The organism is Brevundimonas sp. A19_0 (assembly GCF_017744255.1).
Lineage (GTDB): Bacteria > Pseudomonadota > Alphaproteobacteria > Caulobacterales > Caulobacteraceae > Brevundimonas.
In genome coordinates this window covers 221,886-243,398 of record NZ_JAGHQP010000001.1, presented here as the reverse complement: position 1 = coordinate 243,398, position 21,513 = coordinate 221,886, and the positions used below count along the sequence as shown (strand labels likewise).

Sequence of the window (21,513 nt, the reverse complement as noted above, 5' to 3'; positions counted from 1 at the left end):
GGCTGTCGGTTCAGGGGGCCCGCGACGGCGCGGGGCGCCCGGCGGCCAGACGCGAGGCATGCACGGCGCCATCGAGAATCGCGCAGGCGAGGGCGAAGATCACCGCCATGGTCTCGGTCCGCAGGGGATAATCGGCCGCAGAGTGCGCGGCGATCAGCAACAGGGCGACCGAAGCCGCTCTTTGCAGGTCGCGGTTCAGGCTGGCCCCTGCGCGCCATGCACTCCAGGACCGGCGTCCCCACCAGACGAAGGCGGCGATGATCAGGGCGACGCCCATCCAGCCTGTCGTCAGCCAGAGCTGCAGATAGTCGTTGTGCGCCTGGTTGAAATAGGCCGCCTTCAGGGTCTCGACCGGCTCATAGGACCGGTAGACCGGGTCGAAAGAGCCCAGCCCCGAACCGAGGGGCAGGAAATCCTGGGCGGCCCGAACGACCACGGGCCAATTCTCGAACCGGATGTCGTTGGCGGGGTCGTTGTCGAATCGCTCCAGCGCGGGGCCAAGGGCGAAGATCGCGACAATGCCGAAGGCGACAGCGGCGGCTGCGGTGGCTCCCAGGACCAGGGGGCCGGGACGGCCGCGCCCGGACGAAATCCAGGCGACCAGCAGACTGCCGATGAGGGCCGGCCCGATCAGAATGACGCCGAATCGCGAGCGGATGGCGCCGAGCGCCACGATCACAAGGCCAATCACCAGCAGGCCGACCCAGACGCGCAGACCCGAGTCGCGGCCTCTGCCGTTCAGGCCACTGCCGGCAAGAGCGGCGGCAAAGGGCACGGCGATCAGGCACAGGGTGGCCATGTGGTTGCGGTTGGCAAAGAAGCCGACCAGCGAGCCGAAATTGGTTGTCGCCCAAGGATAGAAGGTGCGGCTGTCCAGGGTGATCTGCAGAGTGCCCAGAACGATGCTCAGGGCCACGAATGCCAGGATCGCCCATACCATCCAGCTGACGGTGGGCCGATCCAGCGTGAGCGCGGCGAGCAGCATGGCAACCGGAGGAAGGAGGGCCAGGAAGGCTTGCCAGGTCTGGTCGGGGGCCAGTGAGATGGGCAGCCAGGCGGGGCTGATTCCGGCCAGCTCCAGGGCCTGCACGGCGCCTTCACGCCCGGGCAGCGACGCCCAGATCTGATAGGGCAGCGGGATAAGCTGGAGAAGCGGAAGCGCCATGGCCGCACCCGCCAGCGCCAGAAGGAAGCGGTGGTCCTTCCACGCTCCGGACCGGATCATCCGGACGAGGGCCAGTCCAAGGACCGGCAGGGCGGCCAGTTCGACGAGAGCGAGCGGCACGGCGTGGGCGCGGCTGGCGCCGCCCAGAAACAACGAAAAAGCCAGCAGGACACCGGCCGCAATGGCCAAAGCATCCCACTGGCTTAATCGTTTCAGAAACGACCCGCTCACTTACGCACTCGTACCCTGAGCGGGATCGAAACTCTTACGGGCTGGTCGGAGCGTCGTCGTCCGAGAACACCGAGACCACACCGACGAACACGGCGGTGCCGATCAGGATGACGGGAAGCGGGATGCCAGCGAACTGGTTGCCAGCTTCGGCAGTGGCGCCGACACGATCACCGACGCGGGTCACGGCGCTGTTGTTGTTAGCGGCGACCGCTTGGCCTGCAATCAGCAGCAGACCAACCGAGGCTGCGGCGATGGTCTTACGCATGCAAATCCCCTTTAATCAAAATCAATGCGCGGGTTTCCCCGCTCCTGTGAGAATGTCTTTAGGTCGGACCGGTTGCACATGGCAAGAAAAAAAGCCGGTTTCGCCTCGGCAATGCAGACTCCGAGTGCATCTGTTGCCCCGGTGCATCCCTAACGCGCGGTTACCAGCGAGAGTTGCGAGAACCAGACGACAATGGCGGTCCGCCGCCCGGTGTTTCTCGGGACCAGACGCAGGGTCTGGGCCTCACAGCCCGATCCGGGCACCGTGAAGCGCACATCAAAGGATGACCATTCGGCCTGGGCGGCCATATCCAGGTCGAATCGCCTTTCTCCCAGAATATCAGTCGCTCCGACGCACTGGACTTCCCACGCGAACTGGGTACGCCCGCTCCCGTTCTCCAGTCTCTGCTGGCCCGTCAGGCGATAGGTTCCGGGGCCGAGCGTCAGGGTCTGGGTCGCGAGGGGTTGCTGGTTGCGACCGTCGTGAATCACCCTGAGCGCTGTCAGTTCAGGCTTTCGATCGTCGTTGAGCATGGCGACCGCAATGCCGGGACCCACGCCAAGGTCCCAGCCGAACGGCCTGACCGCAGGCTCGTCCGCAAAGGCTCCATTGACGAGCAAGGCATCGGCTGCCGGCCGGTCCAGCGCCGCACGGACAGTCTTCAGTCCGGCAATCTGGCGACCTTCGTACAGCGCCGTGTACAGCGCCTCGAGTTCGGAATCGGAGAAGGGCGCCGAGGTCTTTTCCAGACCGACGGCCAGGCTGGCCAGCAGCTGGATGCCGTTCGGTCGTTTGTAAAGGCTGCGAAGGTATTCGCCCCGCCACGGCGGGGATTCGGCCAGTTCGCCCAGCAGATAGGCGCCGGCGGCCGGGTCCATCTCCGCCGCCGTCGAAAACAGGTTGAAGACCTGGGGCCGGAGATCGGCACGGCGGCGGATCAGTGTATCGGCATGAGCGAAGGCCGAGGCGTAGTTGCCCTGACGCAGCCGGCTTTCGACCAGCCAGCCGTGGGCCACATTGTCCCGCAGACTCCAGTTGCCCGCGAGGGTCATCAACTGGTCGGCCTGGTCCTCGCGCCCGGCATCGGACTCGGCCAGAGCCAGCACCCGTAGCGCCTCGACATCAAACGGCGCCCGGGACAGGGCCAGACGCGCCAGATAGGCGGCATCCTCCATGTCGCCCGCCATCGCTTCGGCCTCGGCCGCGTGGGACAGGACATCCGCCGATCCGGGTGCCAGACGGACGGCATGCTCGGGCGGGGCGAAGGTCGAAATCGGCACCAGCATAACCTGCCAGCCCAGCCAGATCAGGCCTGCGGCCAGGGCGACAGGCCACAGACCGGTCAGGCCCGACGGCTTCCCGGACCCGGGAGCGTCAGATTCCGCCATCACACCTTGCGGCCGGCCTTGTCGCCGGCTTCAGCCCCGTAATTATAGTCATAGGTGTAATCATAGCCCTGATGGCGGGTCCGACCGGCCTGGAACTTGGTCAGGACGGCGCCCAGCACGCGGCCATGGCCCATCATCAGGCGGCGCAGTGCGCCGCGCGCCTGACGGCGGCCGGTGATCCGCGACTCCAGCACGAACAGCGTACCCTCCACCGACGAGGCCAGCACCGGGGCATCGGCAAAGCCGAGAACCGGCGGCCCGTCGATCACCACATGGTCATAGACCGCAAAGGCCTGATCCAGCAGGTCCTGCAGGCGCGAACCGCCCCACAGCTCGGCCGGGTTCGGCGGCAGCGGACCGCACGGAATGAAGTCCAGGGTGGAGTAGGGGGTCTTGCGCACCACGCCGGTCAGCTCTGACAGGCCCGACAGGAAGTTGCTCATGCCCTGACTGTTCTCGATCTCGAGGACCCGGTGCATGGAGGGATTGCGAAGGTCTCCGTCCACCAGAAGCACCCGCTTGCCGATACGCGACAGATTGAGCGCGGTGGCGAAGGCCGTCGTCGATTTGCCTTCACCCGGACGGGTACTGGTCACCAGCAGGGAGCGTGGGGCGCCGTGCGAGGTCGAGAACTGCAGCGCGGTTCGCAACGAATAATAGGCTTCGGAGAAGGGCGAGCGAATGTCGCGCAGGGCCTCGTCGGGCGTCTTCTCGCGGTCCAGCATGGGAATGACGCCAAGAGCCGGAACGCCCAGCTTGGCCTCCACATCGTCGGGCGTCGTCAGCCGGTCATCCAGGGCCTCGATCAACAGGGCAGCGACGACACCGATTGTCAGGCCCATGGTCAGGGCCAGCATGAGGTTGAGCGGCAGGTTCGGGCTGGAGGGGCTACCGGGCGGGTTCGCGCGGTCCACCATGGAGACATTGTTGCTCGTCACACCACCGGTCACGCCGATTTCCTTGTAGCGCTGGAGCAGCCCGTCATAGAGCTGACGACTGGTGTCCAGTTCGCGCGCCAGGATGTTGTACTGGACGCTGCGATCGCCAAGGTCCAGAACCTCACCCTTCAGGGCATTGACCTGGTTCTGGAGCGAGCGCTCCTGATTGAGGGCAATCTGGTACTGGGCGCGAATGCCATCGCGAATGGACACGGCCGTGCGCTGAATCTGGGTCGTCAGCTCATCGATGCGGGCCTTCAGCTCGACCATCTCCGGATAGTCTGCCTGGTAGACCGAAAGCTTCTGCTGGTACTCGGACTCGAGTTCGATCTTCTGCTGCACCAGCGCCTGGTAGGCCGGATTGGCGAGTACTTCGGGAATGCTCGACACAGGAGCATTCTGGGCCTGGCGCCAGCGCTCCTCGGCCGCGATGCGATCCACCCGGGCGCTTCCCAGGGCAATGTTCAGGGTCCCCAGGCTGGTGGACACAAGCGATTGCCCCGAACCGGTCTCGGAATCGGACAGGCTGATGATTTCCTGTTCGCCCGCATACTGAACCAGCTGGCGTTCGGTATCTTCCAGCCGGGCCTTGGTCTCGGCAATCTGCTCCTCGAGGAAGTCCCGAACATAGAGCGAGGAATCGAACTTCCGGGCCAGGTTCGCCTCGATGAAGTTCTCCGCGATGGCATTGGCCATCCGGGCGGAAATGGCGGGGCTCGGACTGGAGAAGGTGATGCGGACCAGTCGGGATCCCCGCTCCGGCGAGACGCCGAGATTGCCGGCGATCAGGCCGATGATTTTGGCCCGACGGCGGGCCGCCTGCTGGGTGGCCGTTTCGCCCTCCCGCGCCTCGAACTCGCCGCCCATGCCGATGATGAAGTCGTTGGAATTCGCCAGCCCCTCGCTGTCGACGACCCGCTCGACAAGTGAGCGGCTGCGCAGCAGCCCGTACTGGGTCTGAAAGAACTCATCGCCGACCGGCAGCTCGCGCGGCATGCCGTCATCGGTGTTCAGGACGCGCGCCGCTTCGCGGTCGATCTGGATCGTGGTCACGGCCGTGTAGGTCGGCGGTGTCATGAGGGTCACGACGACCGCGATCACCACCGCAGCGATGACGCAGCCCGCGATCAGCAGTCGGTGCTTCAGGGCCAGCGCCCAGTATTTGGCCAGGTCGATCTCGCCCGAACGGTCCGCGTCCGGAAAGGCGCCAAAGCCGGTCACACCCTCACGTGCCGGGCCCTGCCCCGCGCCATTGCCCATGCGGTCTCCGACCATAGTCCAGTCCTAAATCGTTATCCTGACGAAACAGATCGCCCCTTTTGGGCTGATAGCGCATCGATCCTTATCGGGCGAGCCGCAAATGCCAAGTCGGGACAGACAGTCCGCCTCCACAGGGGGTTGAGGGGATCCGCATGGAGGACGACGGCCAAGGCTTTCCGGCATCCCGACGAAAAAAGGGACCGGATCTAGAAGGGCGTCGGAACCTGATCCGAAGCCTGCTGCGACCGGATTTCGTCGAGGGCGGCCTCGAAGGTGCGCCTGCGCGTTCCGGTACCCGGGTGTCCCCAGGAGCCGAGGCGCAGGTCGGGGTTCCGCTGGACCAGCGCCTCCCAGAACACGAGCCCCCGCGTCGGATCGTAGCCCGCGCGCGCCATCAGAAACAGGCCGACCCGGTCCGCGTCATTCTCTGCTGCGCGCAACTCCCAGGGGGCGTTACCGAAATTGCCGAGCAGGGATCGGGCGACGCCCCGTTGATCAAAAAACTGGCGATGCTTCAGCACATTGTGCGCCATCTCATGACCGAGAACCACCGCGAGGTCATCGTCGATTTCGGCGAAGGCGACCAGCGCCGACGAGATGTAGACACGATGGCCGTCGGCCAGGGCGTTCAGGTCGGTCGAGGGGTCGACCTGAAAGACATAGGCGCAGGCGGTTATCGGGGAGACCACGACCTCCCGCTCGGTACCGGCTCGCCGAACGGCAAGGCGGACCGGTCCGTCGGCCAGCGCCGCGTCGAGACGATCGATGTTGGCCGCCAGTCCGTCGAAGGCGGCAGGTTCGTCGACATGTCCGAGATCGAAGGGCTGTCCGTTGACGGAAAGCAGGAGGTCGCCGGCTTTCAACCCTGCGCGGGCGGCCGGACTGTCCGGCGCCACGGCGGCCACGCCCGGCAGATCGCCGTCGAGCGACCAGCGCTCGCGAGCCGCCGTGCGAAGATAGTCCGAGTACTGGCTTTCCGCGTGCAGGAGCAGGCCCGTGGCCGGCCCGGTCTCCGGGCAGAGCTCTACATTGGCCGTCACCAGCCGGTAGCCGATCGCGTTTACACGGCTGTCGAGGAGGCTCAGCGCCGCCAGCCTCTGCCCGGGCGTGTCGACGAGCGCCTCATCGCCATAGGCCGTCGCGGGGACCGATGATCCGCACGCCGAGAGGGCAGCCGTCAGGACAAGGCAGGGGACCAGACACCATCTCGCCCAGGGGCGGGGGGCGGACATGGGATCCTAGAAGAGCCGGAACAGGGTCAGGACCGGAGCGGCGCTGATCGCGGCTTGCAGGGCACTGTTCAGGACCGAGGTGTCCACCACGATCACGTCCTCGCCCAGGACGACCGGATCCTCGGCCTGGCCGTTGCGGATCTGACCGAGATCGAACACGGCCACCATCCGCTGCCCGTCGATGGTCCGGAAGATGGCGACGCTGGACAGATCGGCGCTGCGCGACGGGCCCCGCGCCATGGCCACCGCCTGCATCAGGGTCGTCCGTCCGCGCATCACATAGACGCCTGGCTGCGCGACGGCGCCGTCGACCGTGATCTTCTGGCTGGCGGCTTCGACGATGGTCACAGTGACCTGGGGGTCACGCAGGTACCGCTCCCCCAGCTGGCGGGTCAGGGACGCCGACAGCTCGGACGAGGTCAGGCCCGCCGCCCGGACACTGCCGATCAGCGGCATCTGGATGTTGCCAGAGGAATCCACCCGCAGCTGGTCGAACGAGAGCTCGGGAACCCGGAAGACCGACACCTTCAGCACATCGGTTTCGCCTATCCTGTAGTCCTCGGGCGGCGTGAATTCCGCTCCGACCGGCAAGGCATAGGAATCCACGGCGGTGGCAGCGGTGACGCTGCCGCTATCACGGCCTGATGATCCGCAGGCCGAAAGGGCGAGGACAGCGAACAAAAGCGATATCAGGCGCATGGCGGTATTCATGGAAACTCCTCGCCGGTCTGGCTCCGGCACGACCGGATACCCCATGAGGGCTATGACCGCCAGTCTGATTGCCTTCAGCGCGACGTCATCCCCACACGGGCTCCCTCAGGGGATTCACCGTTTTTGGGGTGGACCTGCCGGAAATAGCTAGGCAAAGCCTGCCAGGCATATGCGGGCTATTTGGCGAAGGACGTCGGGACCGGACCGTTGCATTGCGTGTTGCGTGTCCTCATTCCGCGAGAGGGCGGAATCCGTGGCCATCACCGGGGGACAGGACAGGTGCTGATGATTTCGTGTGCCTTCGGGGATATCCTGTCAGGGTGCGATCCTTCTACGGACCAGCGTCCCGCACGCCTGGCTCGTCATTGTCGTTTGATGATCTGTCGATATTGGGCCGAGGCATGCGTACCCCGCTGACATTCTCCTGGACGGCCAAGTACCTGCTCCACATAGCGGCCCTCTTCCTCGGGTTCATCCTTGCCTATGAACTTCGCCGGGCCTTGCCGCTGCAGTGGTGGTTCGTCGCGCCGGACGCCGTCCGTGTGCTCGGCTGGGCCAGCCTGTTCGCCCTGATCGGTGCGGGAGTGGAGGCGATCTTCCAGACCGAGCGGGCCGCCTGGCGCTTTTCATCGGCCCGGGACGTTGTGGCGCTGGCCCGGAACGTCACCCTGACCATGGCCCTGTTCATCCTGGCCATCTTCTTCATGGACCGGGGCCTGCAACTGCCGCGCTCTGTCCTGCCGCTGGCCTGGCTGCTCAGCCTCGGGTTTCTGGTCGGCGCCCGGGTGGCCTGGCGGCTTCCGCGCGAGACCCGACTCTCGGACCACCTGCTGCCGGCCTGGTGGCGAAAGACGGCCTCGGGGCGCAAGCCGTTGCTGCTGGTCGGGACCATGGAAGATGCGGATCGCCAGATCCGCCATCTGATGGCGGATCCTACCCAGCCGTACCAGCCTGTCGGCGTGGTGACCCCGCGATCCGAAGAGGTGGGCATGCGCTTGCATGGCGTGCCGTTCGTGGCGGAACTGGCGGATTGGCGGACCGGGCGGATGCCCACACCACTCCGGGGCGAGAAGGCATCGGCCATCCTGTTCCTCGAGGATCCGGTCAAGGTGTTCGGCCTGACTCCCCAACGGATCGGCGAGCTCAAGAATGCCGGCCACACCCTGTTGCGGCCCCATGTGCTGACCGAGGTGGGAGAGCCGCGGATCAATGCCGATCTGCTGACCGAAATTCCGCTGGAAGAATTTCTGCCCCGCCAGCCTATCGCCCTGCCGTCCGGTCCCGTGGAGAACCTGATAAGGGGCAAGCGCATCCTGGTAACGGGTGCGGGGGGCAGTATCGGGTCCGAGATCGCCCGGCAGATGGTCCAGTTCGGCTGCGGGCACCTGACCCTGCTGGATCACTCCGAATTCGCGCTGTTCGAGATCGACCGGGAACTGGGGGGAGTGAGTACGGGCATCGGTCGCCGCGCCGTCCTGGCCAATGTGCGAGACGAGGCGCGAATCCGCGAGGTCTTCGAAGAGGAACGGCCCGACATCGTCTTTCACGCCGCCGCGCTGAAACACGTCGCGCTGGTCGAGAACAACCCGGCGGAAGGCGTGCTGACGAATGTACAGGGCACCTGGAATGTGATCCGGGCGGCGATCAACGCCCGGGCCGGGCAGTTCGTGCTGATCTCGACCGACAAGGCCGTCGACCCGTCCAACGTCATGGGGGCGACCAAGCGGATTGCAGAAACGCTGCTGGAACTGGTCCCCGACAGCGAGACCCGTCTTTCCGCCGTGCGCTTCGGCAATGTGCTGGGCTCCGCCGGCTCGGTGGTGCCGATCTTCCGGGACCAGATCGCCCGGGGCGGTCCTGTGACCGTGACACACCCGGACGTGAACCGCTATTTCATGACGATCCCCGAGGCGGTGCAGCTGGTCCTGCACAGTACGGCGGTCAAGGCAGCGAGGGCCGACGAGGGGCCGTCGAAATTCCTTCTTGAGATGGGTGAGCCGGTCCGCATCGCAGACCTTGCCCGCCAGATGATCGAGCTGAGCGGCAAGAAGCCGGACGTCGACATCAGGATCGAGTTCACCGGCCTGAAGAAGGGGGAGAAGATCGCGGAAACCCTCTCCGACGACGGCGAGGCGCCCCGCCCCTGTGTGGAAGGGATCCTTGAGGTCATGGGCCGGCGCAGTGCCGGGCGGCTGGATACGGCGCGTCTGCAGACCCTGGTCCTTGCGGCCTTGGGAGGGCGCGGGCACGAGGTTACCATGCTGGTCGCCGAAATCATCCGGGACATCCGCAGACCATGAATCGCCTCCTGAAGACGGCCCCGGCCGGGAAGGGTCGACCGTGAAGTTCAAGATTCTAGACGTCCAGAATCTGGCGGTCGGCTATCTGTGCCTGTGGGCCACGTCGCCCCTGCTGGCCTACGGGACGATCTACCGCATCGCGGCGGTCGGGGCGGTTGCACTGTGGGCGCTTCTGGAGCTGGTCCGGCCAGGAGGTATTCTGACACGCCCCACCCTGCCGGTGATCCTGACACTCTTTTTCATCGGCTACACGGCGCTGATCGAGGCCTTCCTCGGGGAGTACAGGCAGTACGGCTGGCACATCCAGATGTGGATTATGCTGTTCTTCGTGATCTTCTACGAGAGCCGCAGGCACAATGTGCGCAGCATGGCCCCGATCTTCTGGTTCATGGTGATCACGCTCCCCATCTGGTATTTCACGACCTACACGGCGTTCGACCAGTACGGGACCCATACGGCGCGCCTTCTGACGCGGTCGTCGGAGTATGCGCAGGAGGTGTCATCGGAAGGCGTCGGCGGCTATCCCCTCGTCTATGGGGCCGTCGTCATCCTGCCTGCCCTGATGCTTGCGCTGATCAACGTCCGCAGGTTCACACCCCTGGAGACGCCGCGATGGATGGCGGCGGCCAGCCGGGTGCCCTTTCTCGTCCCGGCGTTGCTTTTCGCGAATGTCGTCCTTGGCATGGCGCTGGTTGTCAGGGCCGGCTTCTCGATCGCCATCATCCTGATGGTCTTCTCGCTGGGCCTGTCCCTTGTCTTCCGGCGGCGCAGCCCGCTCCTGCTGCTGATGATGCCGCTGATGATGATGGTGGCCTATATGTTCCTGCAGGTTGCCCTGGTGCCGTTGCTCCAGCTGCTTTACCCGCTGACCGAGGGGACGCCGTACTATCGCAAGGTGCGGGACGTCATCGAGACCCTCCAGAATGACCAGAGCGAGGGGACACTGGATGACCGCGTCAGCCGGTACATACGCAGCCTGAATCTCTTCCTCCAGAGCCCGGTGTTCGGTGTTCTGATCAACCGGGACGTGGGCAAGCACTCGGCCTATCTCGACACCTACGCCCGCTACGGCATCGCGGTTGGCTCGGTCTTCGTCTACCTGCTGACCTACCTGCCGGTGCGTATGATGCAGCGCATGCGCGACAATTTCGGCCTCGCCTTCTCGATCCTGGCGATCATGATCCTGCTGCCGCTGCTGAATGACACCTTCTCCAGCCTCGGCGTCGTGCTGTTCATCATGGTCCCCGTGGCCTGCGATCTTGTCGAGCGCTCACGGGCCGGGCCGGTGCCGCTGCCCCGCAAGCGGCTCAGGATACGGTGGTCGTCGCAGGCCGATCTGGTCCGCCCCGTGCCGGCGAGGCGAACCCCGCCAGGCGGCGACCGTGCCTGAGACTGTCATCCTTGTCGGTGGATACGGCCTTCCGGACCTGACCGCCTCGGCGACCCGCGCCGTGGGCATGGCCAGGCTGTACCGGTCGATCGGGCTGGATCCCATCATCATGGGCAAGATCAGCGCGGGCGAGCCACCGCCGTCCGGCCCGACCGAAACCGTGGTAGACGGGATTCGCTGCATCGATGTTCGTCGGCCGATGCCGGGGCAGAGCTTTGGACGATACGATGTTTCATCCGACTCCGTGGCCGCCGTCGTGGCGGCGATCGGTGTCCGGAACATCAGGGCCGTCATCCTCTACAACCATCCGGCGATAGGGGCCTTTCGCATCCTCCAGGCCATGAAGCGGCTCAAGGTCCCGGTCGTGATTGAAATGGCGGACTTCTACGGCTGGGAGGGTTCGAAGGTTCTGCGGAACCTCTACCGGCTGTTCGAAAGCGTGTTGAAAAAGGACGTCATCTGCCGGCTCGCCGACAATGCGATCGGCGTATCGGACTGGTCGGTGGCGCGGCTCCCGGCCCGCAACACGGCAAAGCTGACCTGGGTCGTGGATGCGACGGCCGCAAGGTGGACGCCCGTCCCGCCTCGCCTGGCCCGGTCGGACGGACGTCGCCGCTTCCTCTATGCCGGCAGTCCGGGTCTGGGCATGGTCAAGGACCGGCTTCCCGTGGCCATGGAGGGGTTCGACAGGCTCGCCACGTCGGGGGTGGGGTTCGAGTTCCGGGTCGTCGGCATCACACGGGACCAGTACCTCGCCGACAGGCCGGACCATGCGCCCTTGCTGGACCGACTGGGCGATAGCCTGACATTTCTGGGGCGTATCCCGCACGCCAAGGCCCTCGGCGAGCTGCGGAGCACCGACTACTCCCTGTTTTTCCGACGGAATGATCGCATCGCCAATACGGGCTTTCCGACGAAATACGTTGAGGCCGCGAGCCTCGGTATCCCCGTCGTCACCAATCCAACCAGCGACATCGCGCTTTACCTGACGGACGGGCAGAACGGATTTCTCGCTCCGGACCTTTCGGCACCGGCGATTGCGGAGACCCTGCGACGGGCTGCAACCCTGGACGACGCGGCGCTGCTGGACATGAAGGCGGTGTGCGCGGCATCCAATCCCTTCGACATCCCGCACTGGCAGGCTCCGGCGCGCGCCTTCCTTGAGCATTTGAGGCCTGTCCGATGAGCGCTGCCCGCCGTCGCCCGACCCGCGTCCTGTGGATCGTGAACATCGTCCTTCCGGCCGTGGCCCCCGACCTTGGTCTGCAGCCCACGCCGTTCGGCGGCTGGCTGACCCTGATGACCGAACGGCTGGCGGCGCGCGACGATATGCAGATCGGCGTGGCCATGCGGGCCCCGGTGAAGACGCTGACCCGCATCGAAAAAGGCGGCGTCGTCTACTACGCCATGCCCCAGTCGGCGTCGGACCCCTTCGATGTCGACCCGGCCACGGTATCAGAGGTGTTGGCCGATTTCGCGCCGGACATGCTGCATGCCGAGGGGTCGGAAATGGCCTATACGCGGCGGTTCTTCGGTGCCTGGTCAGGCCCCGGCCTGCTGTCGCTTCAGGGCGTGATCAACGGCAACCGGAACTATGATCTCGGCCGCCTGCCGCTGCTGTCGATGCTCAACCCGCTGCGACCGAAGACGGCCCTGACGGCGATCGCTCTGATGGCCAACTTCGCCTTCCGGTTCGTGCCGCGGCTGAAGGCCGAACGCGAGACCATCCGTCTGGCCGATCACATCATGGGGCGCACAACCTGGGACCGGGCGCACGCCTGGGCGATCAATCCGCGCGCGACCTACCATCACTGCAGTCGCATCCTCAGGGATGCCTTCTACAAGACGACCTGGGAGGCGCAGGACCATGAGGTTCACAGCCTGTTCGTCGGCAATGCCGCCTCTCCGCGCAAGGGTACGCATATTGTCCTCGAAGCGGTCCGGTTGCTGCGGCCCGCCTATCCCGGACTCAAACTGTATATCGCCGGCGAGAGCCCGGACTCCGTGAAGGCCGGTTCGCTGCGGCGGCATCTGGGCTATCCGGCCTATGTCAGCGGCCTGATCCGTCGATACGGGCTGGAGGACTGCGTGACGTTTACGGGGCTGCTGGGGGCCGAGGGCATGGCTGACCGTATGCGGCGTTCCCACGTGTTCGTGATGTCGTCGATCATCGAGAACAGTCCGAATACGCTGGGCGAGGCGATGATGGTCGGCACGCCGTCCGTCAGCGCCTTCACCGGCGGTGTGCCCTCCATGGCCTCGGACGAGGTCGATGTGCTGATGTACAGGGCCGACGATCCGGCCATGCTGGCCATGCAGATCAAGCGACTGTTCGACGATCCGGCGCTCTGTGACCGGCTGTCCGGCGCGGCGCGCGAGCGGGCCCGACGGACCCACGATCCCGAGGCCAATGTCCAGGCGCTCGTCGATGCCTATCGACGAATTGTGCCCGGAGACGGGGAGGCGCTGCGATGACCGGATCCCTCGCCCCCGTCGTGGTGTTCGCCTACAACCGGCCGGACCATCTTCGCCAGACCCTGGACGCCCTGGCCGAGGCCAGCCTTGCGGGCGACAGCCACGTCAGGGTCTATGCCGACGGCCCGCGCAACGCGGCGGCCCGGGAAGGGGTGGAGGCTGTCCGTAAGGTTCTGGCGGACCGCGTATGGCATCATCGTTTCCGCGTCTTCGAGGTCGTGGCGTCAGAGGCCAACAACGGCCTGGCCAAGGCGATCATCACCGGCGTGACTGACGTGCTGACCCTCACGGGAAAGGCCATTGTGCTGGAGGATGACCTGATCGTGTCGCGCGATTTCCTGCGGTTCATGAACGATGCCCTCGACTTCTATGCATCGGACAAGAGCGTCGGCTCGATCTCGGGCTTCTGTCCCCTGCAGGCGCCCCCCCGCGGCTATCCTCACGACGTGATGAGGGTCCCCCGCAATTGCAGCACCGGCTGGGCGACCTGGGCCGACCGTTGGCAGGAGGTCGACTGGAGCGCAGCCGACGCCGCCCGTCTCTATCGCGACCCCGATTTCCGCAGACGCTTCAATGCGGCGGGCTCGGATCGCCTGGACCGGCTGCGGCGCCAGATGAAAGGGACGGTCAGCTCGTGGTCGATCCGGTTCGGCCTGTGGCAGACGGCGACAGGCCGCGACACGATCTTTTCCAGCGTCAACCGGCTGATCAACAGCGGTTATGACGGCAGCGGCGTGAACACAAAGGCGGGTGAGGCCATCAACCAGTCCTTTCAGGCCGAGGGCAGCCCCTATGTCCTGGCGCAGGTCGAGACGTCGGCGGACGTGCTCGCAGGTTTCCGGCGGGTCTATTCCGGCTCCCCCCAGGCGCGGCTGCGTCGGTTTCTGAGGAATCTCTAGGCCCATGGGTTCGTCCGGCCGCCGGGTCCTTTTCCACTATCCTGTCCTGAATATGGGCGGGGCAGAGATGTCGTCCCTGCGCCTGATGAAGGCGCTCCTGGATCGTGGCTGGGAGGTGACGCTGGTGGTCACCACCGGTGGCGGCAATCTTGAAGCGCGGCTGGACCCGCGCATCCGGCTGGTTGCCCTTCGCCCCCGGGCCCGGGGCGCGAAATTCCATCAGGCCTCCGGCGTCGCCGCGCGGCTCAAGGCGCTGCCGGACCTTGTCGCCTATCTGGCCACGGTGATGGTCGGGGAGCTTCGGGCGCTCGCCTTTCTGGCGCGCCGGTATGATGCGGCCGGGACCTTGCTGCACGGAACCTCGACGGCCTTTCTGCGCCGCAGGGTCAGGGCGAGACGTCGCCTGCATTTCATCCGCAACGACCTCAGTCGTGTCGATCCGGACGGTTGGGTCGCCAGAGCCATCGCGGAGGCCGAACCCCGGATCGACGCCTATGTCTGTGTTTCCGAAGTGGCCCGCAAATCCCTGGTCGAGGCGGTGCCGGCGACCGCTCCGAAGGCCCATGTGATCCACAACATCCTCGACCCCGAGACCATGCGGCGCCGGATGACCGAGGACGCCGCGCCCTTTCCGGTCGACCCGGCCGGTCCGGTCCGGCTTCTGACCGTCTGCCGGTTGTCGGAGACGTCCAAGGCGCTGGTGCGACTGACCCGGGTTGCGAGACGACTGGTCGACGCGGGTCATGATTTCCGGTGGTATGTGGCGGGTGAGGGGCCGGACCGCGCGCTGTTCGAGGCCGCCATCCGTGATCGCAATCTCCAGGATACCGTCATCCTGCTGGGGCGACTGGACAACCCCTTCCCCGCCTATGCCGCGGCTGACGTGGTGGTGCTGGCCTCCTGGTTCGAGGGCCTGTGCGGCATGGTTAACGAGGGCAAGGTCGCCGGACGTCCGGTGGTGGCCGTCACTGTATCGGGCATTGAGGAACAGCTGGTCGATGGCAGGAACGGGCTGATCGTCGCCAACGACGAGGATGCCCTGTTCGACGGCCTGGATCGCATCCTGTCCGATCCCGCGCTGAGGGCCCGTCTGACCAATGACTGGCTGCCCCCGGCCCTGCTGGACGACGCAGCCAAGCTGGACCGGCTTGAGGCCCTGCTTCTGGGGGACGCCGCATGAGCCGTCGCCTGAACGCCGCCATCCTGTCCTACACCCAGGTCGCGGTGCGGATCGCCACCACGCTTGTCTACACGCCGATCCTGGTCGGGGCCCTCGGTCAGGACGGCTACGGCCTGTTCAGCATCGTCGGGGCGCTGGCGGCCTATTTCTACATGATCGATTTCGGGATGAACGACGGGGTGCTGCGCTTCTTCGTCCGTCACGAGAAGGCACCCGATGAAAGACGGCAGTTCCTCAGGGAGATGCTCGGCTTCTACGCCGGGCTCGGCCTGCTGGTGTGCCTGGCGACCGCTGCCATTCATGGTCTGGTGCCCCACCTTTTCGGTGCCAGCCTGACCGCCCCACAGATTGACCTGCTCCGGGACATGGTCCTGGTGGTCGGCGCCGGCGCTGCCGTCATGGTCGCTTTCAATCCCCTCGGCGCGCTCATTTCGGCCATGGAGCGCTTCGTGTTCCTGCGGACGCTGGAGATATTCACCGCCCTCGCCTCGACCGGACTGACGGTCATCCTGTTGTGGCAGGGCTACGGCGCCCTGATGGTCGTCGCGGTGATGTCGGGCGCCCTGGCTTTCCAGGTCGCTGCACGTCTTCTGTTCGTCGTCCTTGTCCTGAAAATCGCGGTTGGATGGGCCTGGCCGGGCTGGGGGCGTCTCAGGCCGGTGGCCTTCTATGCGGCCCCGATCTTCGTCTCCCTGCTGGTCGAGCAGATTTACTGGAAGCTGGACAATCTGATCATCGGCGCCGTGCTGGGGGCGGCACCTGTGGCCATCTATGCGATCGGCACGACCTTCAACAAACATCTGATGAGCTTTGGCACCGCGATTTCCCGGGTCATGACGCCGGAAATCATTCGTCAGGCCGACTCCGGCGCTGATCCGGCGGCGCTCAACACTCTGCTGATCCGGGTGTCACGGCTCCAGGCCCTGTTCCTGCTCCTGGTGATTTCCGGCCTCGGTCTGTTCGGGGCCCGGTTCATCCAGCTCTGGCTCGGCCCTGACTACGGGCTGGCCTATACCATTCTGCTGATCGTGCTTATTCCGTACACGTTCGAACTGATCGGCAATGCCCGCAACATCCTGCTGCAGGTCAAGGGACTCTACTGGCACCGGTCGCTGATGATTCTCGCAATCGCCACCCTGAATATTCCCCTCACCGTCCTGCTGCTCAACCAGTGGGGGGTGGTCGGAGCGGCCGCCAGTACGGCGATCGGTCTCGCCGCCGGCTATGTGGCGGTGGCGTTCCTTCTGCAGCTGCGCGTGGGCCTCGACATGGGCCACTACTTCATGGGTCTGGGGCGGGGGCTGGCGCCCGTCCTCTGCGCCTGCATTCCGGTCGGCCTGGCGCTCAACCACTGGCTCATGGGCGGATGGCAAGGCCTCATCCTCTGTGTCGTCCTGTACAGCATGGTCTATGCGATCCTCATGCTGATGTTCGGCATGAACACCTACGAGCGAGGACTGGTGCGGCGCATTCTGGGCAAGCTGGTGCCGGGTCTGGCGGCGAGATGGGCATGACCGAACCCCGTGCCTTTGATCCCGGGCAGCCCTTCGTCGTCTATGTCGGGCCGTTTTCCTTTCCGGAGGGCGGGGCCGCCGCCCGCCGCATCCTCGGCAATGCCCAGAGTCTGGCGAAGGCCGGCTACCAGGTGCTGGTGCTGTCGGGCCAGCAGGCAGCGGATGACTCCATCCGGAGGATCGCGGACGGCGTCTATCTGGCCTCGACGTCCGAGCGGAACGCCGAACATCTGCCGAACCTTCTTCGCCTCGCCCGCTATGTCACCATGGGGTCGAAATCCCGGGAGTGGCTGGATCGTCTGCCGGGCCGGCCGTCCGCAGTGATCCTCTACAGCGGCTACACCCCCTATATCCTGCAACTGCGGGACTGGTGCCGCCGGGCAGGAGTCCCGCTGATCTTCGATGCGGTGGAATGGTACACGGCCGCCTCGCCGATCGGGTTCGCCGCCTCGCCTTATCTCTGGCAGACGGAAATCGCGATGCGGTTTCTGATCCCCCGGCTCGACGGGGCGATCGCCATCAGCCGCTGGCTGGAAGACTATTATGTGCGCACGGGCCTGCCCGTCGTGCGGGTCCCGCCGACCCTCGATGTGGATGCCACGCCGGTCGGGCAGGGGGGAGACGGGGAGCGGCTGGGCCTGGTCTACGCGGGAAGCCCGGGCCGAAAGGACCTTCTGGGCGTCTTGCTGAGGGCCGTCACTGCGGTCGACCCGGCGGGCGAACGCCTGCGGCTCGACATCTACGGGCCTGGCCCCCGGGATCTGGATGTCTATGGCGTGCCAGACCTGCCGACGTCGGTCACGGCCCATGGCTCCGTTCCGCAACGGGAGGCCATGGCCGGCGTGGCCGCCGCGGATTTCTCGGTCCTCCTGCGGCGTCCGGACAAGGTGGCCACGGCCGGCTTTCCGACCAAGTTCGTGGAGAGCCTGGCCGTAGGAACCCCGGTCATCGCCACCCTCACCAGCGACCTGGCGGATCATCTGGTCGACGGACGGAACGGGCTTATCTGTGACGACGCATCGCCCGAGACCGTGGCGCGGGTGCTTGAACGCGCCCTGACCCTGACCGGACCCCAGCAGGCGGCCATGCGGGCGGCAGCCCGTCACACGGCTGAGACGGGATTCGACTATCGGCGGCACACTGACGGGTTGCGGCGTCTGGTCGGGTCGGTGACCTGTGCTAAGGACGCCTCCACGAAGAGGACGGGGACATGACGACATGCGTAAGGGCGACTTCGTCCTGTCGACGGTCCGATCCCCCCGGCCCGCCCTGCAATTCGAGGAAGGCTGATTCCTGTGCTTGACGACGTTTGCCTGATGATCACCGGCGGCACCGGCTCCTTCGGGAACGCCGTGCTGAGGCGCTTCCTCGAGACGAATGTGCGCGAGATCCGCATCTTCAGTCGCGACGAGAAGAAGCAGGACGACATGCGCAAGCAGTACGGCCAGGAGAAGCTGAAATTCTTCCTGGGCGACGTGCGCGACAAGGACAGCCTGCGGACCGCCATGGTCGGCGTCGACTATGTGTTCCACGCGGCGGCACTCAAGCAGGTGCCGTCCTGCGAATTCTTCCCGATGGAAGCGGTCAAGACCAATGTCATCGGCACGGCCAATGTCATCGATGCGGCGGCCGAGGCCGGCGTGCGGCGCATGATCGGCCTGTCCACCGACAAGGCCTGTCACCCCGTCAATGCCATGGGCATCTCCAAGGCGATGATGGAAAAGGTGCTGGTGGCCCGCTCGCGCACGCTGGATCCGGAAAGAATGACGCTGTGCGCGACGCGCTACGGCAATGTCATGGCCTCGCGCGGTTCGGTCATTCCGCTGTTCGTCCGCCAGATCGCCGCGGGTCAGCCGGTCACCGTCACCGACCCCGACATGACCCGCTTCATGATGACCCTGGATCACGCCGTCGATCTGGTGCTGTTCGGCTATGACAAGGGCCAGAACGGCGACATCCTGGTGCAGAAGGCCCCGGCCGCGACCTTGACCGTGCTGGCCCAGGCGCTGGTCGAACTGATGGGCAAGCCGGACCACCCGATCCATGTCATGGGCACCCGCCACGGCGAGAAGAAGCACGAGACCCTGCTCTCGCGTGAGGAAATGGTCCATGCCGAGGAGATCGGCGAATACTACCGCGTGCCGGCCGATATGCGCGACCTCAACTACGGCGCCTATGTCGAGGAGGGCGAGGCCCGCCTGTCGAACGCCGAGGACTACACCTCCGAGAACACCACCCGGCTGGACGTCGAGGGCATGAAGGAGCTGCTGCTGCAGCTCGACTTCATGCGCACCGTACTGGACGGCGGCCCGATCGAGGGGGGTGTCTGACATGAAGGTCGTGGTCACCGGCGCAAACGGCTTCATCGGGCGCAACCTGCGCCTGCGCCTGTCCGAGATCGAGGGCATGGAGACGCTCGCGGTCACGCGCGAGACCACCCCCGAACAGTTGCGTGCGGCTCTTGCCCAGGCGGATGCCATCGTGCACCTCGCGGGCGTCAATCGTCCCGAGGACCCGGCCGAATTCGCGACCGGCAATGCCGACCAGACGGCGGCGCTCGTCGAAGCGCTCGGGGACCGGGCCATTCCGGTGATCTATTCGTCCTCGACCCAGGCGGAGGCGGACAATCCCTATGGCGCGTCCAAACGGGCGGCCGAGGATCATCTGCGGGCCTATGGCCAGGCGACCGGGGCGCCCGTCGCCATCTACCGCCTGCCAAACGTTTTCGGGAAATGGGCGCGGCCCAACTACAACTCGGCCATCGCCACCTTCTGCCACAACATCGCCCGCGATCTTCCGATCACGGTCAATGATCCATCGGCACCGCTGACGCTGGTCTATGTGGACGATGTGATCGAGGCCTTCCTCGGCTGGCTGAAGGCGTCCGAAGCCATCGACGGTTTCGCCGAGGTGCCGGTGGTCTATCGCACCACGGTGGGCGAGGTTGCCGACCAGATCCGCGCCTTCCGCGCCATCCGCGACACCCACACCGCCGGGCCGGTCGGCGTCGGCCTGACCCGCGCCCTCTATGCCACCTATGTCAGCGCCCTGCCGGTCGAGGACTTCGCCTATCCGCTGGTCCAGCACGGCGATCCGCGCGGCGTGTTCGTCGAAATGCTCAAGACGGAACAGTCGGGCCAATTCTCCTATTTCACCGCCCATCCCGGCATCACCCGCGGCGGCCACTACCACCACACCAAGACCGAGAAATTCCTGGTGCTGAAGGGGCATGCCCGCTTCCGCTTCCGTCACATGGAAACGGGCGAGACCTATGCCGTCGAGACCGAGGGCGGCCAGCCCATGGTGGTCGAGACCATTCCCGGCTGGGCCCATGACATCACCAATGTCGGCGATGAGGAAATGATCGTCATGCTGTGGGCCAATGAGATCTTCGACCGGGCCCGCCCCGACACCATCGCCAACGGACTGACCGGATGAAAAAGCTCAAGGTTGTCACCATCGTCGGGACCCGGCCCGAGCTGATCCGCCTGTCGCGGGTCATGGCGGCGCTGGACCGTCACTGCGACCATGTGATCGTCCACACGGGCCAGAACTACGACTATGAGCTGAATGGCGTCTTCTTCGAGGACCTCGGCCTTCGCAAGCCGGATCACTTCCTCGAGGCCGCGGGCGCCACGGCGGCCGAGACCATCGGCAATGTCATCGCCGCCTCCAGCCGCATTCTGGCCGAGACGAAACCCGACGCCATGCTGGTGCTGGGCGACACCAACAGCTGTCTGGCGGTGATCGCCGCGAAACGCCTCAAGATCCCGACCTTCCACATGGAGGCCGGCAACCGCTGTTTCGACATGCGCGTGCCCGAAGAGATCAACCGCCGCATCGTCGACCATGTGTCGGACATCAACCTGACCTACAGCGAGATCGCCCGCGAATATCTGCTGGCCGAGGGGCTGGACCCGCAGCGGGTCATCCGCACCGGCAGCCCCATGTATGAGGTGCTCAGCCACTATCGCCCGGGCATCGACGCCGCCGATCCGCTGCCGACGCTGGGCCTCAAGCCGCACGACTATTTCCTCGTCAGCGCGCACCGCGAGGAGAACATCGAATCCGATGTCCAGTTCAACGGCCTGATCCAGATCCTGAACGGTCTGGCCGAGCGGTTCGACAAGCCGGTCGTGCTGTCGACCCACCCGCGCACCCGCAAGAAGATCGAGGCCTCTGGTGCGAAGCTGGATGATCGCGTCATGCAGATGAAGCCGTTCGGCTTCCTCGACTATGTGCAGCTGCAGATGAAGGCCCGGGCCGTCCTGTCCGACAGCGGCACCATCACCGAGGAGTCCTCGATCCTGAACTTCCCGGCGCTCAACATCCGCGAGACCCACGAGCGTCCCGAGGGCATGGAGGAGGGCGCCGTCATGATGGTCGGCATGAACCCCGAGCGCGTCTTCCAGGGGCTCGAAATCCTCGAAAGCCAGCCGCGCGGCGACGAGCGCCTGCTGCATGTTGTGCGCGACTATGACGTCGACAACGTCTCGGAAAAGGTGGTGCGGATCATCGTCAGCTACACCGACTTCGTGAACCGCGTCGTCTGGCGCAAATAGATT

The 21,513-nt window shown here is 65.6% G+C and carries 17 protein-coding genes; 11 read left to right on the top strand and 6 right to left on the bottom strand.

Going from position 1 to position 21,513, the window contains the following annotated elements; all coding sequences use genetic code 11:
* Positions 1–10: 10 nt before the first annotated feature.
* From J7346_RS15180 to J7346_RS01155, 6 genes are all read right to left on the bottom strand, one after another.
* On the bottom strand, positions 11–1,396 hold the full coding sequence (locus tag J7346_RS15180) for an O-antigen ligase family protein (protein ID WP_209116930.1): 1,386 nt from the start codon (positions 1,394–1,396) through the stop codon (positions 11–13).
* A gap of 34 nt (positions 1,397–1,430) precedes the next feature.
* Positions 1,431–1,661, bottom strand: coding sequence for a hypothetical protein (locus tag J7346_RS01175; RefSeq protein WP_209116929.1), 231 nt, complete (start codon positions 1,659–1,661; stop codon positions 1,431–1,433).
* Between the two features lie 149 nt (positions 1,662–1,810).
* Positions 1,811–3,049, bottom strand: coding sequence for a hypothetical protein (locus J7346_RS01170; protein ID WP_209116927.1), 1,239 nt, complete (start codon positions 3,047–3,049; stop codon positions 1,811–1,813).
* Positions 3,049–5,262, bottom strand: a complete 2,214-nt coding sequence (locus J7346_RS01165) for a polysaccharide biosynthesis tyrosine autokinase (protein ID WP_209116925.1) — start codon at positions 5,260–5,262, stop codon at positions 3,049–3,051. Before J7346_RS01165 ends, J7346_RS01170 begins: the two co-directional genes overlap by 1 nt.
* A 191-nt stretch (positions 5,263–5,453) precedes the next feature.
* Positions 5,454–6,479, bottom strand: coding sequence for a M48 family metallopeptidase (locus J7346_RS01160; protein ID WP_209116923.1), 1,026 nt, complete (start codon positions 6,477–6,479; stop codon positions 5,454–5,456).
* A gap of 6 nt (positions 6,480–6,485) precedes the next feature.
* The gene (locus tag J7346_RS01155) at positions 6,486–7,190 is read right to left on the bottom strand and encodes a polysaccharide biosynthesis/export family protein (RefSeq protein WP_209116921.1); all 705 of its coding nucleotides are present in this window, start codon (positions 7,188–7,190) and stop codon (positions 6,486–6,488) included.
* A 401-nt stretch (positions 7,191–7,591) separates the two neighbouring features.
* On the opposite strand from J7346_RS01155, the gene J7346_RS01150 reads away from it, so the two are divergent.
* The 11 genes from J7346_RS01150 (at position 7,592) to wecB (ending at position 21,510) form a co-directional block, all read left to right on the top strand.
* A complete protein-coding gene (locus J7346_RS01150) occupies positions 7,592–9,490 on the top strand; it encodes a nucleoside-diphosphate sugar epimerase/dehydratase (protein WP_209116919.1) in 1,899 nt (632 codons plus the stop codon).
* Between the two features lie 40 nt (positions 9,491–9,530).
* On the top strand, positions 9,531–10,880 hold the full coding sequence (locus J7346_RS15175) for an O-antigen ligase family protein (protein ID WP_209116917.1): 1,350 nt from the start codon (positions 9,531–9,533) through the stop codon (positions 10,878–10,880).
* On the top strand, positions 10,873–12,066 hold the full coding sequence (locus J7346_RS15170) for a glycosyltransferase (RefSeq protein ID WP_209116915.1): 1,194 nt from the start codon (positions 10,873–10,875) through the stop codon (positions 12,064–12,066). The genes J7346_RS15175 and J7346_RS15170 overlap by 8 nt, the downstream gene beginning before the upstream one ends.
* Entirely contained in the window at positions 12,063–13,355 is a 1,293-nt protein-coding gene (locus J7346_RS01135; RefSeq protein ID WP_209116913.1) for a glycosyltransferase family 4 protein, read from the top strand. Before J7346_RS15170 ends, J7346_RS01135 begins: the two co-directional genes overlap by 4 nt.
* Complete coding sequence (locus J7346_RS01130; RefSeq protein ID WP_209116911.1) at positions 13,352–14,254, top strand: glycosyltransferase; 903 nt, start codon at positions 13,352–13,354, stop codon at positions 14,252–14,254. Before J7346_RS01135 ends, J7346_RS01130 begins: the two co-directional genes overlap by 4 nt.
* Positions 14,255–14,258: 4 nt before the next feature.
* The gene (locus tag J7346_RS01125; protein ID WP_348521432.1) at positions 14,259–15,434 is read left to right on the top strand and encodes a glycosyltransferase; all 1,176 of its coding nucleotides are present in this window, start codon (positions 14,259–14,261) and stop codon (positions 15,432–15,434) included.
* Positions 15,431–16,948, top strand: coding sequence for an oligosaccharide flippase family protein (locus J7346_RS01120; protein WP_209116908.1), 1,518 nt, complete (start codon positions 15,431–15,433; stop codon positions 16,946–16,948). The genes J7346_RS01125 and J7346_RS01120 overlap by 4 nt, the downstream gene beginning before the upstream one ends.
* On the top strand, positions 16,945–18,162 hold the full coding sequence (locus J7346_RS01115) for a glycosyltransferase (protein ID WP_209116906.1): 1,218 nt from the start codon (positions 16,945–16,947) through the stop codon (positions 18,160–18,162). Before J7346_RS01120 ends, J7346_RS01115 begins: the two co-directional genes overlap by 4 nt.
* 81 nt (positions 18,163–18,243) lie before the next feature.
* Positions 18,244–19,278 (top strand): polysaccharide biosynthesis protein, encoded by a 1,035-nt coding sequence (locus J7346_RS01110; protein ID WP_348521431.1) that lies wholly within the window; start codon positions 18,244–18,246, stop codon positions 19,276–19,278.
* A gap of 1 nt (position 19,279) precedes the next feature.
* The gene (locus J7346_RS01105) at positions 19,280–20,386 is read left to right on the top strand and encodes an NAD-dependent epimerase/dehydratase family protein (protein ID WP_209116905.1); all 1,107 of its coding nucleotides are present in this window, start codon (positions 19,280–19,282) and stop codon (positions 20,384–20,386) included.
* Positions 20,383–21,510: a UDP-N-acetylglucosamine 2-epimerase (non-hydrolyzing) gene (gene wecB, locus J7346_RS01100; protein WP_209116903.1), complete on the top strand. Its 1,128-nt coding sequence runs from the start codon at positions 20,383–20,385 to the stop codon at positions 21,508–21,510. The genes J7346_RS01105 and wecB overlap by 4 nt, the downstream gene beginning before the upstream one ends.
* The last annotated feature ends 3 nt before the right edge of the window (positions 21,511–21,513 follow it).

What these genes read in the sequence shown, in the direction of transcription:
- J7346_RS01175 (WP_209116929.1), bottom strand. Translation starts at nt 1,661, where the DNA reads ATGCGTAAGACCATCGCCGCAGCCTCGGTTGGTCTGCTGCTGATTGCA.
- J7346_RS01170 (WP_209116927.1), bottom strand. Translation starts at nt 3,049, where the DNA reads ATGGCGGAATCTGACGCTCCCGGGTCCGGGAAGCCGTCGGGCCTGACC.
- J7346_RS01165 (WP_209116925.1), bottom strand. Translation starts at nt 5,262, where the DNA reads ATGGTCGGAGACCGCATGGGCAATGGCGCGGGGCAGGGCCCGGCACGT.
- J7346_RS01160 (WP_209116923.1), bottom strand. Translation starts at nt 6,479, where the DNA reads ATGTCCGCCCCCCGCCCCTGGGCGAGATGGTGTCTGGTCCCCTGCCTT.
- J7346_RS01155 (WP_209116921.1), bottom strand. Translation starts at nt 7,190, where the DNA reads ATGAATACCGCCATGCGCCTGATATCGCTTTTGTTCGCTGTCCTCGCC.
- J7346_RS01150 (WP_209116919.1), top strand. Translation starts at nt 7,592, where the DNA reads ATGCGTACCCCGCTGACATTCTCCTGGACGGCCAAGTACCTGCTCCAC.
- J7346_RS01135 (WP_209116913.1), top strand. Translation starts at nt 12,063, where the DNA reads ATGAGCGCTGCCCGCCGTCGCCCGACCCGCGTCCTGTGGATCGTGAAC.
- J7346_RS01130 (WP_209116911.1), top strand. Translation starts at nt 13,352, where the DNA reads ATGACCGGATCCCTCGCCCCCGTCGTGGTGTTCGCCTACAACCGGCCG.
- J7346_RS01125 (WP_348521432.1), top strand. Translation starts at nt 14,259, where the DNA reads ATGGGTTCGTCCGGCCGCCGGGTCCTTTTCCACTATCCTGTCCTGAAT.
- J7346_RS01120 (WP_209116908.1), top strand. Translation starts at nt 15,431, where the DNA reads ATGAGCCGTCGCCTGAACGCCGCCATCCTGTCCTACACCCAGGTCGCG.
- J7346_RS01115 (WP_209116906.1), top strand. Translation starts at nt 16,945, where the DNA reads ATGACCGAACCCCGTGCCTTTGATCCCGGGCAGCCCTTCGTCGTCTAT.
- J7346_RS01105 (WP_209116905.1), top strand. Translation starts at nt 19,280, where the DNA reads ATGAAGGTCGTGGTCACCGGCGCAAACGGCTTCATCGGGCGCAACCTG.
- wecB (WP_209116903.1), top strand. Translation starts at nt 20,383, where the DNA reads ATGAAAAAGCTCAAGGTTGTCACCATCGTCGGGACCCGGCCCGAGCTG.